The sequence below is a fragment of the Dyadobacter sp. CECT 9275 genome (assembly GCF_907164905.1).
Classification (GTDB): Bacteria; Bacteroidota; Bacteroidia; order Cytophagales; family Spirosomataceae; genus Dyadobacter; species Dyadobacter helix.
The window spans coordinates 2,851,231-2,864,734 of record NZ_CAJRAF010000002.1 but is presented as its reverse complement, the minus strand read 5'-3'; the positions used below and the strand labels follow the sequence as shown (position 1 = coordinate 2,864,734).

Below are 13,504 nucleotides of genomic sequence, written 5' to 3'. Positions count from 1 at the left end.
ACCGTATTTTGTAAAAACGCTTTTTTTGTCGAAATACACCCGCCAAATGCGGCGTTTCCGGTAACCGCCTTCATCTATAATTCTTAAATCGCCGTAAGTTTGAAAAACAATATCGACGATGTTAGTATTTCGGCTCGGGCTGGTTCTTATTTTCTTGTATATTTCATCTGAAAATAAGGTGTTGGGAAGGATGTATGCCGACAAAAAATTTCCTTCGGAAGAGATAGCTGACCCGACGCGGATGAATGTATATTTTATAAGTGGTTTAGGTGCAGACCAACGGGTATTCAGTAAGCTGCAACTTAGCGGCGAGTACAAGGTGAATTATATCAAGTGGATCGATCCTCTTAAGAATGAAACGTTGAAACACTACGCCAAAAGGCTTGTTTGTCAGATCGATACCACGCGGCCGTTCCACCTGGTCGGGCTCTCGTTCGGAGGTATTGTGGCGGCCGAGTTAGCTAGTCTTGTGCATCCCAGGCAAATTATTATCATATCGAGTACTTCAACGGGTGTTCCGGTTTCCGGTTTTTACCAAAAGCTCATCCGTTTTCTCCTGCTGCATCCCTTGGCTGCACCGGTACTCAAATCACCGAATTTTTTAGTCTATCGTTATTTTGGTGCCAATACCCCTGCGCTCAAAAAGCTCCTGAAAGGGGTGTTGGAAGATACTGACGGTCGATTTCTTAAATGGGCGCTTATCCGGTTAAGTTCATGGAAACGGTTAACAAAACCAGAGAATCTGTATCATATTCATGGCAGTGCTGACAGGCTGATAGCACTCAAACTGGTCCAACCGGATGTGGTTGTTGAAGGAGCCGGGCACCTCATGGTATACGATCGTGCCTCGGAGATATCCGATCTGCTCAATAATCGGCTGGGTACCAGTGCCGAAGACTAAATATGAGGAAATTCACCACAAAATCTCAGGAAACAAGATTCTGTATGAAGAAAAGCTGAATAGTTGTAATTATCTTTATTTCAGTTACTTGTGGAATGCTGTATAAGTATACGCCGGGAACTAGCGGAATGAAACGGTTAATAGTTTCACCCCAAATTGTTTTTCTATATACTACTAACATCCTAAATTTAGTTTTAATTGTGCGAAAAAGGGACCTGAGCGGTATCGTAATTTGCCAGTTAAGAGTTGAATTGAACCTAAAAATAGGATATATATCGTGCCGATCCGGAGTAGGTTTTGTCCGGTGTGCAACGCGGTAACATTATTAATCATACTGTACAGGCATTAAAATAACATCAGTTAGCGTAGTTTGAAAACATCCTTCCGGTTTCTGGGAGGATGTTTTTTTAGTGATCCGTAAGTTCTGACCAGCTCCAGAAAAAAATAATCACCTCAATTCGCAGCGAGCAGTGCATGAACAAGATGTGCTGCGTTTTTATTTCAGTATGCGCATTATAGATAGTGAACCCACCACTTATCCGAATGGGCTCGTTTGTAGGCGGCAAATCTTATACAGGGGACGTATAAGCCAGCGACAATAGCCAGCCAGATCAGGTAAGTAAGTGGCAGGGAGTATCCGAAGGTAGGAGGACGAAACCAAAAGGGCGAATCAGCTGAAATGATATCTTTACTTCCATACCCTGAGATAAAGAAAAGTGCCACCGAAAGCGTATGTATGGTGTAAAAGTGTAACACATAATAGAAAAACGGAACCTTGCCGTATACCATGCATAGGTTGGCCAATCGGTTGGTTGATTTCTCAAGGAAAGCCAGCGCCAGTAATGCCGGGCCGATGGTCATGGCCGTATAGAGCAGAGATGGGGGATATTTCGTAGTGTTCAGGAAGGACAGGAAAGTTTGAAAGCCGGTTTTCTGAGGTAGCCAGGGCAAAGGATCACCATATAAATTAACAAAACGGATGGCCAGAAAAAGAAAAATACTGCTTAGGCCGGCTACCATCAGCATCTTTTTCCGCTGCGCCTGGCTGTAATTCAAGAACCAGGGATAGATACCATAACCGATCATCATAATCCCGGCCCAGGGAATGATGGCATAGAGAAATACTAAAAGCCGCTCATCGGAAAACGGAATGGTAAAACCGCGGCTTTGGAAAAAAATATTGATAACAGCCTGTTTTGCTGAACCTTCGGGCAAGTGTACATAATCCAACAGATTGTGCCCCAGTACGATGATCAGGCCTATGAAGAGGACTGCTTTTTGTGACAACAGGCGGACCAACCCAAGCAATACCAGCCCCCAGCCAATAACCCATATCACCTGGAAAATAATAAAATGATAAAAAGGGTTATACGTCAGTGCAAAAGTTATGATGGTGATCTCGGCAAATATGAGCCATACCCCTCGCCGGATCATAAACGCAGAACCTTCTTTCAGGCTTTTTTTAGAAGCGGACAGCCCCGCCGAAATCCCGGAAAGAAATACAAAGGTAGGGGCACAATAATGGGTGATCCATCTGGTAAAAAACATAACGGCCGTACCGTTTTCGATATCAAGAGGATCTTTGGTAAGCGCGTCTATGTTAAAAAATTCCCGCACGTGATCCAGCGCCATAATCACCATCACGATTCCACGGAGAATATCAATGGAATTGATCCTGCCGGAACCGATAGCCTTTGTCATTTGATTTTCGTAGTTAGGATGGTACCAACAAAGGGTTGACAAGCAGATATTTACTCTGATTGGCAAGGTACAAAATGATACCCGTTTCAGATCACCTGCTCATCGACACCAGAGTAGAAGATAAAGGATATAAAAAAATCATAAATTAATGCAATGGCTTCAATTTTTTGAAGCGAATTGATGTTAACAGTTCAGGGTATCTCACCAACATGTGGTTTATTACTTGTTTTTCGTTTAAATTTAATAGAAATCATTTCAGATTAACTAAACCAAAAGCTAATGGCATCAAAAAATAAAGCTGTCGCTACGCCTGTACAAGAGCTGACAGCCGATAAAATCACAGCATTATATCTGCAGTATTGCCTTGAAAATGGCAAAAGGCCTGAGTCTGTATACCTGTTCAGTAAGATCAACGGATTTGCAGAGAAAGATTTTTACCAATATTTTGCCTCGCTTGAAGCCATCGAAAAGCAGGTTTTTGTAAGCTTCCATAACATGGCAGCCGGGCTGATCACGCAAAGTGAAGAAGCCGCCGCGGGAGGCTTCAGGGAAAACCTGCTGACGTACTATTACACTTTTTTTGAGATACTGGCAGCCAACAGAAGTTATGTAGTGTTTGCACTCAAAGGAGAAAAAAACAGGCTGGATAGCTTATTGAAGCTCAAAGAACTCAGAAACTATTTCAAGTGGTTCATCGGAAGTATCAGCGCCGGTTACCTCAAATCGCAGAACGAACGCCTGCGTAACGCACAACTGGAGGCGTTAAAGGAAGGCGCCTGGATTCAACTGCTGGTTACGCTTAAATTCTGGCTGGATGACGAGTCCGCTGGTTTTGAGAAAACCGACCTGTTCATAGAAAAATCCATCCGGGCTACTTTTGACCTTTTTGAGGTTACACCTTTGGAAAGTGTGATCGACTTTGGCAAGTTTATTTTTAAGGAAAGTATGAGGTAGTATGGAAACAATAGACAGGATACCTACTTCTAAAATACAGCGTGCTTCCAAACTTATTTCTACCGGTGTAAAAATCGGGGGGAACTACCTTAAATACTATGGTGAAAAAATCACGAGCCCCGAAACCGCCCGTGATAACCTAAACAATGCCAATGCGGAAGATATCTATGACGGCCTTAGGAACCTGAAAGGCAGCGCGCTTAAACTGGCTCAGATGCTGAGTATGGAGAAAAATTTTCTGCCGCAGGCTTATGTTGAAAAATTTTCCTTGTCACAGTTTTCGGTACCTCCGCTTTCAGCCCCTTTGGTAAACAAAACCTTCCGCAGGTATTTCGGGAAGGCACCGCTGGATCTGTTTGATACCTTTAATCCCAATGCCATCAACGCAGCGAGTATCGGGCAGGTACATCAGGCTACCAAAAATGGCAAGATGCTGGCAGTGAAAATACAGTATCCGGGTGTAGCAGAGAGTATCAGTTCCGACCTGTCGCTCGTGAAGCCGATCGCCGTGAAGATGTTTAATATTCAGGCAAAGGATTCGGAGAAATACTTCAAGGAGGTGGAGACCAAGCTGATTGAGGAAACCAATTACATTCTGGAAATTGGTCAGAGCAGTGAAGTTGCCCATGCGTGTGCTCATATTCCTCACCTGAGATTTCCGCAGTATTATCCGGAGTATTCATGTGAAAGGGTGATTACAATGGACTGGATGAACGGCAGACATTTGTCGGAATTCTGCAAGAGCAATCGGTCGCAGGCTATTGCAGATAAGATCGGTCAGGCCTTGTGGGATTTTTATATGTTTCAGGTCCATACCCTTAGAAAAGTGCATGCAGATCCGCATCCGGGAAATTTTCTGGTGGACGCGGAGGATAACCTCATTGCGATTGATTTTGGCTGTATGAAGGAAATTCCTGAGGATTTTTATGTGCCCTATTTTGAGCTGGTGGATAAGAAGAAACTGAATGATAAAGTAATATATCATCAGAAATTACGGGAACTCGAAATTTTGCTGGATAAAGATACCAAAGAGGAAACGGCCTATTTCTCTGATTTGTTTTATGAAATATTATCCCTGCTGACCCAGCCATTCCAGAACGAAATCTTTGATTTTTCTGATGAAGCGTTTTTTGGAAAACTGGCCGCGCTTGGGGAAAGATATGCCAATGACAAAGAACTGAAAAAGATGAATGTCAACCGGGGTTCCAAGCATTTTATTTACATTAACCGTACCTTCTTCGGGTTGTTCAGCCTGCTGCACGATCTGAAAGCGAAGATCGTCACAAGCCAGCCTGTGATCTGAATTTTTATTATGCCTTACCATTGCTGGTCTGCCTGACCAGCAATGGTAAGGCACCGGTAATCAACTGACATTTTCTGTTTTTTGGATATTTCCCTTAAGTCTGAAACCACATATTTTAAAGCCTGCTTTGAGCAGGGTGGCTTTGGATATTTTGTTGTCAATATTACATCTTGCAGCCGGAACTCGTCCGATGCGGTAGGCTTCTGCCTTTAATTCCTGGACCAGAAAACTTCCCAGCCCTTTGCGGCGGAATGGTTCGTTGACCTGCATATAAATGTCGGCATAAGGAAAATTATAATTGAGCATGAAGCCCCCGGTGGCTACAATTTCTCCATCGTGTTCCAGAAGATAGTCGTAACCGTCCCCAGCCAACTGGTCAAATTCGGATACTTTCCGGAATAAAACATCGGGTAATTTCAGCTCGCTTTTGTAGTGATCCTCAAACAGGATAGCTTCTGCCCTGACAGCGTCACAATATTCGTAGAGCATGGAGGTAAGCAGGAAATCGTTGCTTTGGCTTTCAATATATTCCCCTCTCACCCTTGCCTGAAATTGCGGAAAAATCTGATTTGTGAATTTCCGGAAAGGCGGAATGATATAAAATTCAAAAATACTGTCCCTGTCCTGGCGCCTGTCCGTACCCCAAACGGCACCATAGCCTACCTGTATGCCATCGAGCATGAACAGATAGGTGTCGGCCCAGCCATAGTCATGACATTTGTTGTATATAAACTGGAAGTGATTTTCATTCAGGAACTGCCTGCGGAAATGCGAGATTTCTTCCTGACCGGTTTGGGTAACTACAATTTCCATACTGCTATTTTTTGGGGAGATATATCAAATTTTCGCCTGAACCCCTTTTTTATACGATTCAATACCTTTTTTACACTATTCACATATTTTGAGTGTATGGTTTGGCAGTGGTTGTTATATTTTTGTAACGATCACAAATCACTCCTAAACTTGCTCAACGAAACCTGTTATGCATAACCTTATCTCATCAAAAGTTTCGGAAAGGTTGATGAAGGTTCCAAATACCTTTCCCAGAAATTATTCCAATCCTGAATGGTGCCCCATCCAAATTTACAGAAAGGGAGATACCATTGTTTTAAAACTGAATAAATACCATGTTCCCCTTAGCCCGGGCGCAGGTAATGCAATGGAATCGGAAGATCATCCGATTCTTGGGAAAGTAATACTACACTTTCACCCCATTGCCAATGTGGTGTTTGTCAGCCTTTTTGGTGAAGTCATCAGGTTTAATGAAGATACCTGCTTAAACTAATCCTGAGGCGGATCTTTTTCCCGGGCTATTGTTTTGATCAGGCTTTTTCTGGCCTTTTCAGGGGATTCGTCACCCAGTAATATTCCCCAGGCTTTCAGATTTTCGATACGGTCAAAAATGGCCTTTAAAATTGCGATGGCCGGAATGGAAAGGAACATTCCCGAAAAGCCGGCAAGCGCCCCGCCGATCAGCACCCCGACAATGGAAGCAAGGGCATTGATCTTCACCTTGGATCCGATGATGAGTGGCACCAAAAGATTGTTGTCTATAAACTGAACCGCTGTGAAGACACCAACCACACCTAGTAAAGTGTATCCGTCGGGGTGGTTGATGAAGGTCACGAGCACGGCAAGTGCTATGGAAACAAGCCCGCCGATGTATGGAACCAGGTTAAGGATTGCGGCCATAACACCAAGCAAAATGGCATACTGAACATTCAGCAGCAGCAGCCCCACACAGTTTAACGTAGCAACAGCGGTGGTTTCCAGCAGCAAACCCACCATATAACTCTGAATGATCGTCTTGATCTCGTTGAGTACTTCCACCACCTTCCCTTTGTGTTTTTCCGTAAATAAAACTACCATGAAATGTAAAAGCATGGTCCGGTAATAGAGCAGCAGAAATACATAAATCGGGAGTAAAATCAGCGTACCCAGCGGACCTGTTACTACGCCCAGGGTTTCGGCGCTCTGGAAGTTTTCCAGTGTCTGTGTCTGTGCTTTTTTGAGATACTGATCCTGCTGCCAATAACTGAGCCGGTATTCCCGCCTTATCCAGCGTCGTACCTGGCGGTAAAAATCATTTATATTTTTTTTAAGCTTAGGCCATTCGTCCGAAAAATCGGATATCTGGATGGACAGCAACAACGTCACGCCCACCAGCACCAGCACGGCCAGCGTTACAGCCATTGTGATGGCCAGCACTTTTGGTATCCCCATCCGGATCAGAAACGCTTCTACGGGCCGGAGCAGTACTGCCAGCAGCAGTGCCATAGCCAAGGGAACGACAATGTCCTGCCCGAAATATATTCCAATCGTGATGATTCCTATGGCAATGAGTGCGTGGGATAGTTGCTGGATAAACGGGCGCGGCGAGAGTTCTTGCATAGTGGGTCGTGCTGAGTATGGTATATCGGGTATAATTGGGCTGAATTTACAGAAATATTCGCGCTTGCCGTTACACAAGAAATAGGGTGGGTTTTAAGTTTTACTGAAATTCAACTATCAATATTGTTCCCATTTATTCCCTGATTACTTTTGACTTCCAGGCTAGCCCAATATTGGTCAGTTCTAGCTCGTAGGTACCCGCCGGCAGATGATGGATGTCCAAATGGTGATCAGAGGAAATTACAGTTTCGCTACGCACAAGCTCTCCGGTTACAGAAAACAGTCGGACTTTATCGCCGGCAGCACTTCCCCGTATGATAACATGGGCCGAAGCAGGATTAGGAAAAACCGAGATTTCCCGGCAGGCAACTGCAACGGAAATACCACGGCTGTACGCATAACTATGATCCCTGTCGACCATTTTTAGCCGGTAAATGTTGGTGCCCGCCGTCGGCGTTTTATCAACCCAAGTATACGAATGATCAGAATTACGTTTGGTATCAGCTATTTTATGATAGGTGTTGCCCTGAAGCCGTTCTATCTCGAAATGAGAAAAATTGCTGTCTTCGGCAGCAGACCAACGGAGCAATACCTGGCAGTTTTCAACTTTGGCTGAGAACGATTTTAATTTCACAGGCAGCGGGTCAGCGGATCCTGCCAGCTTGGACAGGGTCCCGTTCTGCATGGATAAAATGTATAATTCACCGTTCTGGTCTTCTCCAAAAGAAATAATGGAGGGGTAACTGAGGTCCGGGTAAAAGCCGGTAGAGCCGTCCTTATTGACATACCCGATCTTACCGGAGGAATAATCTCCAAAAATGTAACACCCTTTCAGCGACGGATAGTTTTGGCCACGGTACACATATCCTCCCTGAACCGATGCGCTTTTCCCGCCATTATTGGTGAAACCAGGGTAAACAACCCTTGGAGGTGTGTAGGTAGTACCCGGATTGCAGTGGTCTGGATTGTAAGTCTGGCTACCTTCCAGGCAGCTCCATCCAAAGTTTAAGACGGTGTTGTCAAAAGGATACTCCCTATAATTGATTTCCTCCCAGCCATCCTGTCCGTTGTCGCCCAGCCACAGGTCTCCGGTTTGCCTGTCAAAACTGAAACGCCAGGGATTTCGCAAGCCAAGTGCCCAGATATTGCTGGTGAAGTTGTCAGACGGAGAACTGGTGAGCGGGTCAATTCGCAGCATTTTACCAAACAGCAGTCCCGGATTTTGCGAATTGTTATCAGGGTCCCCGGCGTCTCCCCGGCTACCGGGCCCGTTGTCGCCGGTGGAAATGTATAACATTCCGTCTTTGCCAAATGCCAGGTCGCCTCCTCGGTGGCCTCCGCTATTGGAATAAGGTATGGTCACAATAGGTAATTCGGAAGAGTTCGCAAGATCGGCGTCGGAAGAAGACTGGTTAAAGCGGGATACCTGGAATGCTGCCTCTGATTTTTTGCAGTACATGACATAAAAATAACCGTTGTCCTGAAACTGGGGATGAAATGCTATACTGTAAATTCCGGAGTAAGTAGGCTCATTGATTTTGTCCGAGATATCCAGGAAAGGGACCGGCAGGATAGCGCCATTCTTCACAATCCGGATGTGGCCACCCATTTCGGCAACGAAAAGCCTTGCGTCACCGGCATGGGTAACTTTCACAGGAAGGTTGAATCCGCTGACAAAGGGTTCAACATTAAGTACCGGCTGAGCTTTTGCAACAAACACGCGCAGGATGAGACAAGCCAATAAAATGGGAAGCGTTTTTCGATTTGCCAGGAAAGGGAGCATTTCAGGAATAAGGTATAGGGGTTTAACTGCCAATATTTTCTTGTTCAGGTAGTACTTTCTTTTTTGAGAATGGGAGTTGTGATCATCAGAACTCGCCGAAAAGATTAGGGAGAATGTTATAAGGCTGTGTTTTAGGTACTCTCAGATTACAGTTCACCAGCGTATTTAACTTTTTGATAAAATGAGCTGCAAGATGAGTGGTGATTTCTTCATTATTCTGGTGTACAAAGAAGTACAGGTTCTCGAGGCCATGATCTGCCCATATTTTTATTCTTTCTGCCCACTCGTCCAGCCTTGTAAAATCAGAGTCGGCATTGGCACCGGTATACCTGATAAAAGCCGCGGGTGAGGTAAGGCGCATGTGCAGAAGGTCACGTCTGCCGGCCGTATCGGTAATGATCAGAGGTATTTTGCGGTTTTCGAGTATTGCAAAAAGATCATCCGAATTCCAGGAGCCGTCAAACCACTCTTCATGCCGGAGTTCTACCGCCAGGGGTACCGCAGCAGGCCAGTTTTGCAGGAAACGTATCAAAGCCCGGCACTGGGAAGGGTCAAACTGCTCGTGCATCTGCAGGAATATCGTAGCAAGTTTAGGGCCGAAGTGCGCCATCCGTGTCAAAAACTCGGTGGAAAGCGCTTCTACGCCAAGCAGCCGGTTGGTATGGCTGATACCCTTGTAAATTTTAGGGAAGAACCTGAAATCTTCGGGTGTTTTGGAACACCAGCTCACAATGTCTTTAACAGCCGGGATACTGTACCAGGAGGCATTCAGTTCTACACAATCAAATTGCGTAGCATAATAGGCCAGTTCATCTTTTACGCCACGGGGATAAAAATTTTTGAGATCGTCGCTTCCCCATTTGGCGCAGCCAACATAAATGTGAAGCGGGCCTGAACGCTTTCCGCTTAATATTTTTTCATTCGATACGGCGTCTGGTGGCAACTGAAACGTGCGTTCTTTTGCATTGGGTACACTGCCAAAATCCATAGTATCCTGCGAAGGCTAAACCGGAATTTATATTGATAGACAAATCGTGAATTTAGCTGGCTTTCGGATTGTGAGGTATCTTGATTTCCGTACCCAGCGCGTCATTTATTTTTTTGATCAGATATGCGGAAAGCAACGGGGAGGCTTCCTCATGATTCTGGTGAACGAAGAAATAAATGTTTCTGACACCTTCGTCAGACCAAATTTTCAGCCTCTCAAACCAGTCGTCTAGCCGGGTATAGTCCGAGTCCACATTGGCGCCATTGTATCTTACAAATGCCGTTGGCGTAGTGAGGCGCATATGCAGTAAGTCCCGCCTACCGGCAGAGTCGGTGATGATGTGTGCAATATTTTTCTTTTCCAGCACTTCATAAAGCAACTCGCTGTCCCAGGAACCATCATACCATCCGGTATGTCGCAGTTCAAGGCCCAGCGGGAATCCCGACGGCCATTCTTCCAGGTAGTTTTTCAATATCTCCCAGTTTTTAGGACCGAAGTTGTCGGGCATCTGCAGGAAAAGCATTCCCAGTTTTTCCTGTAAATGCGCTATGCCATCCAGGTATACATTCGTGGGGTCTGTTGCATCTTTCAGACGTTTCCAGTGGCTGATACCCTGATGAAGTTTCGGGAAGAAGCGAAAGTGATCCGGTGTTTTGTTGTACCAGCTCTCAATGGTTTCGATCGGAAAATTGTTGTAAAACGTTGCGTTGAGTTCGATGCTGTTAAACTGCGTAGCATAGTAGGCAAGCTCATCTTTGGTGCCTTTGGGATAAAAGCCCTTGAGGTCGGCTTTGTTCCATTTGGCACAGCCAATGTAAATATTCAGTTTCCCTTCGGTTGGACGCAACACCTTTTTGGTGCCGGGGTGATCCGGTGGAAGCGTGAAATCTATATCGCCGGGGTTCTCAACTTTTCCGAATTTCATGAGGACTGGTTTTGATGTAAGTAATATTCAGACGGGTTCCCGTATCTTGAGTTATCTTCCGAAATCATCCTGTACCCTCACAATATCATCTTCATCAGATGGATTGGCGGGGTCAGTATGCTGCCAGATCTCGGCTACAATTCCCCATTCATTTACGCCGACGAGACGGTGCCGTTCCCCTTTTTTGAGATCGATAACCGTACCGGTGGGTAGCTGGCGAAGCGGTGTTTCCTCGTCGGTATCACTGACTACGATTCCTGCATTACCACCAATGACTTTCCATATTTCGGCGCGGCGGTGATGGTATTGCCACGACAGCCGTTTGTTGGGAGCCACCACCAGGATTTTCGGGCTTAGTTTTTCGTAACCGGCAAAATCTTCCAAGGAAAGATGCGGGAAAAAAGTGGAGATAAAGTCAGGGGCCTGGCTTTCTTCCAAAACAAAGAAACCTCCCCAGGGGCGGGAGTGATCTTTACTGACCACGGTAAAGCCTTGTTCGTCAATAAATTGCTGAACTTTTTCAAACACGGTCTCTTTTGCGGTATCTGCCGGAAATATTAGTGACATAACTGAAAATGATTATTGGCTTATGAGAAGACCAAAAATAGAACAAAAAACAAAAACATGCATTTAAAAAACAAAGCAGTTCTGAGTAGCATATAGCGCTCAGAACTGCTTGCGAATAACAATCTATATTGAAGCAAAAACTAAATCAGACTTTAAGCATCCAGCCAAATACGTCCTCGGCCTTTCCCGTACGCAGGTCGGTAAGATAATTTTTAACTTTTGACACAAATGAATCTTCTTTGATTTCAGGAAGGGGGTAGTCAACTCCCTCATAGGCGATGGTCGCAAATGGTGATATCACCACAGCCGTTCCCGCACCAAAGGCAGCTTCCATACTTCCGTCTTTCAGGGCCTCTATTACCTCTTTCACACTTACCCTTCGTTCTTCCACAGGAATGCCCCATTCATGGGCAATCGCAACAATGCTTTTCCGTGTGATACCGTCCAGGGTGGTTTCGGAAACATACGGAGTTACCAGTTTCCCGCCAATCATAAACATGATGTTCATCGTGCCTGATTCTTCGATATAGGCGTGCTCCCGGGCATCCGTCCAGATCAGCTGATCGTACCCTTCCTGCTGCGCAAGTTTTGCCGGATAAAGAGAACCGGCATAATTTCCGGCGCACTTGGTTCCGCCCACGCCCCCTTCGGCAGCGCGAATAAAATGTGTTTCAACTTTTACGCGCGGAGGTTTTGCGTAATACGTTCCTACCGGGCTTGTGAAGATGATAAAATAATAGCTGTCCGAAGCTTTTACGCCAATATATGGATCCGTTGCAAACATATAGGGACGGATATACAGGGAGCATCCTGGCTGTGAAGGTACCCAGCCGGAATCCAGGCGGATCAGTTCGGTAAGGCCACCCATGAAAATTTCTTCAGGGATGGTAGGCATGCACAAGCGTTCAGCCGATTTATTGAGTCGTTTCCAGTTATCAATCGCCCGGAACAGCAGTACTTCCCCTTCTTCATTTTTGTAGGCTTTCATTCCTTCAAAAATGGCTTGTCCGTAATGAAGTGCAGCGGTGGCAGGGCTGAGTGAAAGATCACCATAAGGGACTATGCGGAGGTCTTGCCACTGGCCTTCGCGGTATTCTGCGATAAACATGTGGTCGGAAATATTCCGGCCAAAAACAAGGTTGTCAAAATCAACCTCTTGCAAACGGGACTTGGGAGTTTGCTGAATTTCGATTTGTAATGTATCGGCTGTCATGATGCCTGAAATTTTAAAAATTATGATTGTCAGGGATGATCCATTCCGGTCAGCAGGCCGTTAAAATCCGATCAATTTCAAAGAATCCGATATTAACTGTTCCCTCTTTTACACTAACACAAGGTGACCATACCAAACGGTAAAATTAGTCCGGCAATTTAAATAATTAAATTTATAAAAAACAGATATTTAGCACAACAATTATTTTTGAGATATAACTCTGGGCTTCCACGCTACTTCCTCAGCATCAAGCTCATGGGTCATGGCTCTGCACAGCATAAAAAGGTAGTCCGACAGCCGGTTGAGGTATCGGATCACACCGTCTTCAACCTCCTCCTGCTCCCTGAGATGAATAACGGTGCGTTCGGCCCTTCGGCAGACAGTACGCGCTATATGCCCGAACGATACGGAAGCATGCCCGCCGGGTAATACAAAGGAGCGCAGGGGCGGTACAAAAGCATCGATTTTATCCATTTCATTTTCCAGAAGCTGGATGTCTTCTTCGTGCAGGTCGGGTAATATCTTTTTGGTTTGTTCGGGTTCGGAGGCCAGATGCGAACCTATTGTGAACAGGCGGTCCTGGATTTCTTTGAGCAGGTCCCTCCTGCCAGTATTAACGGGCTGATCCCTGAGCATTCCAATGTATGCATTCAGCTCATCCACTGTTCCGTAGGCCTCGATCCTCACGTGAGATTTGCTCAGCCGTGTACCTCCTATTAATGAAGTGGTGCCTTTGTCTCCCGTTTTTGTATAAATTTTCATAGCAGCATCATATCGG

General features: G+C 45.4%; 13 protein-coding genes. 4 read left to right on the top strand and 9 right to left on the bottom strand.

Annotated features, from left to right (window positions below; all coding sequences use genetic code 11):
* Nucleotides 1–118: 118 nt before the first annotated feature.
* Complete coding sequence (locus tag KOE27_RS19555; RefSeq protein ID WP_229252839.1) at nt 119–901, top strand: alpha/beta fold hydrolase; 783 nt, start codon at nt 119–121, stop codon at nt 899–901.
* Nucleotides 902–1,414: 513 nt separating this feature from the next.
* On the opposite strand, the gene KOE27_RS19550 is transcribed toward KOE27_RS19555, so the two are convergent.
* Nucleotides 1,415–2,602 carry a DUF1624 domain-containing protein gene (locus tag KOE27_RS19550; protein WP_215240493.1) on the bottom strand — a complete coding sequence of 396 codons (1,188 nt, stop codon included), beginning with the start codon at nt 2,600–2,602 and terminating at the stop codon, nt 1,415–1,417.
* Between the two features lie 279 nt (nt 2,603–2,881).
* Here KOE27_RS19550 and KOE27_RS19545 point away from each other — a divergent pair, with 279 nt between their 5' ends.
* Together KOE27_RS19545 and KOE27_RS19540 are read left to right on the top strand one after the other, a co-directional pair.
* Nucleotides 2,882–3,556 carry a TetR family transcriptional regulator C-terminal domain-containing protein gene (locus KOE27_RS19545; protein WP_215240492.1) on the top strand — a complete coding sequence of 225 codons (675 nt, stop codon included), beginning with the start codon at nt 2,882–2,884 and terminating at the stop codon, nt 3,554–3,556.
* Between the two features lies 1 nt (nt 3,557).
* The gene (locus tag KOE27_RS19540) at nt 3,558–4,859 is read left to right on the top strand and encodes an ABC1 kinase family protein (protein ID WP_215240491.1); all 1,302 of its coding nucleotides are present in this window, start codon (nt 3,558–3,560) and stop codon (nt 4,857–4,859) included.
* Between the two features lie 60 nt (nt 4,860–4,919).
* On the opposite strand, the gene KOE27_RS19535 is transcribed toward KOE27_RS19540, so the two are convergent.
* Nucleotides 4,920–5,672, bottom strand: a complete 753-nt coding sequence (locus KOE27_RS19535; protein WP_215240490.1) for a GNAT family N-acetyltransferase — start codon at nt 5,670–5,672, stop codon at nt 4,920–4,922.
* A gap of 169 nt (nt 5,673–5,841) precedes the next feature.
* Between KOE27_RS19535 and KOE27_RS19530 the strand changes: the two genes are divergently transcribed.
* Nucleotides 5,842–6,144: a hypothetical protein gene (locus tag KOE27_RS19530; RefSeq protein ID WP_215240489.1), complete on the top strand. Its 303-nt coding sequence runs from the start codon at nt 5,842–5,844 to the stop codon at nt 6,142–6,144.
* Here the strand turns inward: KOE27_RS19530 and KOE27_RS19525 are convergent.
* The 7 genes from KOE27_RS19525 to KOE27_RS19495 form a co-directional block, all read right to left on the bottom strand.
* Nucleotides 6,141–7,250, bottom strand: coding sequence for an AI-2E family transporter (locus KOE27_RS19525; protein WP_215240488.1), 1,110 nt, complete (start codon nt 7,248–7,250; stop codon nt 6,141–6,143). The two genes, KOE27_RS19530 and KOE27_RS19525, sit on opposite strands and share 4 nt — an antisense overlap.
* A 133-nt stretch (nt 7,251–7,383) precedes the next feature.
* Nucleotides 7,384–9,033 carry a PQQ-dependent sugar dehydrogenase gene (locus KOE27_RS19520; protein WP_215240487.1) on the bottom strand — a complete coding sequence of 550 codons (1,650 nt, stop codon included), beginning with the start codon at nt 9,031–9,033 and terminating at the stop codon, nt 7,384–7,386.
* An 85-nt stretch (nt 9,034–9,118) separates the two neighbouring features.
* Nucleotides 9,119–10,021: a DUF72 domain-containing protein gene (locus tag KOE27_RS19515; RefSeq protein WP_215240486.1), complete on the bottom strand. Its 903-nt coding sequence runs from the start codon at nt 10,019–10,021 to the stop codon at nt 9,119–9,121.
* A 52-nt stretch (nt 10,022–10,073) separates the two neighbouring features.
* Nucleotides 10,074–10,946, bottom strand: coding sequence for a DUF72 domain-containing protein (locus KOE27_RS19510; RefSeq protein ID WP_215240485.1), 873 nt, complete (start codon nt 10,944–10,946; stop codon nt 10,074–10,076).
* Nucleotides 10,947–10,997: 51 nt separating this feature from the next.
* Nucleotides 10,998–11,513 (bottom strand): cupin domain-containing protein, encoded by a 516-nt coding sequence (locus KOE27_RS19505; protein WP_215240484.1) that lies wholly within the window; start codon nt 11,511–11,513, stop codon nt 10,998–11,000.
* A 145-nt stretch (nt 11,514–11,658) separates the two neighbouring features.
* Nucleotides 11,659–12,726 carry a branched-chain amino acid aminotransferase gene (locus KOE27_RS19500; protein WP_215240483.1) on the bottom strand — a complete coding sequence of 356 codons (1,068 nt, stop codon included), beginning with the start codon at nt 12,724–12,726 and terminating at the stop codon, nt 11,659–11,661.
* Nucleotides 12,727–12,927: 201 nt separating this feature from the next.
* The gene (locus KOE27_RS19495; RefSeq protein ID WP_215240482.1) at nt 12,928–13,488 is read right to left on the bottom strand and encodes a cob(I)yrinic acid a,c-diamide adenosyltransferase; all 561 of its coding nucleotides are present in this window, start codon (nt 13,486–13,488) and stop codon (nt 12,928–12,930) included.
* Between the last annotated feature and the right edge of the window lie 16 nt (nt 13,489–13,504).

What these genes read in the sequence shown, in the direction of transcription:
- KOE27_RS19555 (WP_229252839.1), top strand. Translation starts at nt 119, where the DNA reads ATGTTAGTATTTCGGCTCGGGCTGGTTCTTATTTTCTTGTATATTTCA.
- KOE27_RS19550 (WP_215240493.1), bottom strand. Translation starts at nt 2,602, where the DNA reads ATGACAAAGGCTATCGGTTCCGGCAGGATCAATTCCATTGATATTCTC.
- KOE27_RS19545 (WP_215240492.1), top strand. Translation starts at nt 2,882, where the DNA reads ATGGCATCAAAAAATAAAGCTGTCGCTACGCCTGTACAAGAGCTGACA.
- KOE27_RS19540 (WP_215240491.1), top strand. Translation starts at nt 3,558, where the DNA reads ATGGAAACAATAGACAGGATACCTACTTCTAAAATACAGCGTGCTTCC.
- KOE27_RS19535 (WP_215240490.1), bottom strand. Translation starts at nt 5,672, where the DNA reads ATGGAAATTGTAGTTACCCAAACCGGTCAGGAAGAAATCTCGCATTTC.
- KOE27_RS19530 (WP_215240489.1), top strand. Translation starts at nt 5,842, where the DNA reads ATGCATAACCTTATCTCATCAAAAGTTTCGGAAAGGTTGATGAAGGTT.
- KOE27_RS19525 (WP_215240488.1), bottom strand. Translation starts at nt 7,250, where the DNA reads ATGCAAGAACTCTCGCCGCGCCCGTTTATCCAGCAACTATCCCACGCA.
- KOE27_RS19520 (WP_215240487.1), bottom strand. Translation starts at nt 9,033, where the DNA reads ATGCTCCCTTTCCTGGCAAATCGAAAAACGCTTCCCATTTTATTGGCT.
- KOE27_RS19515 (WP_215240486.1), bottom strand. Translation starts at nt 10,021, where the DNA reads ATGGATTTTGGCAGTGTACCCAATGCAAAAGAACGCACGTTTCAGTTG.
- KOE27_RS19510 (WP_215240485.1), bottom strand. Translation starts at nt 10,946, where the DNA reads ATGAAATTCGGAAAAGTTGAGAACCCCGGCGATATAGATTTCACGCTT.
- KOE27_RS19505 (WP_215240484.1), bottom strand. Translation starts at nt 11,513, where the DNA reads ATGTCACTAATATTTCCGGCAGATACCGCAAAAGAGACCGTGTTTGAA.
- KOE27_RS19500 (WP_215240483.1), bottom strand. Translation starts at nt 12,726, where the DNA reads ATGACAGCCGATACATTACAAATCGAAATTCAGCAAACTCCCAAGTCC.
- KOE27_RS19495 (WP_215240482.1), bottom strand. Translation starts at nt 13,488, where the DNA reads ATGAAAATTTATACAAAAACGGGAGACAAAGGCACCACTTCATTAATA.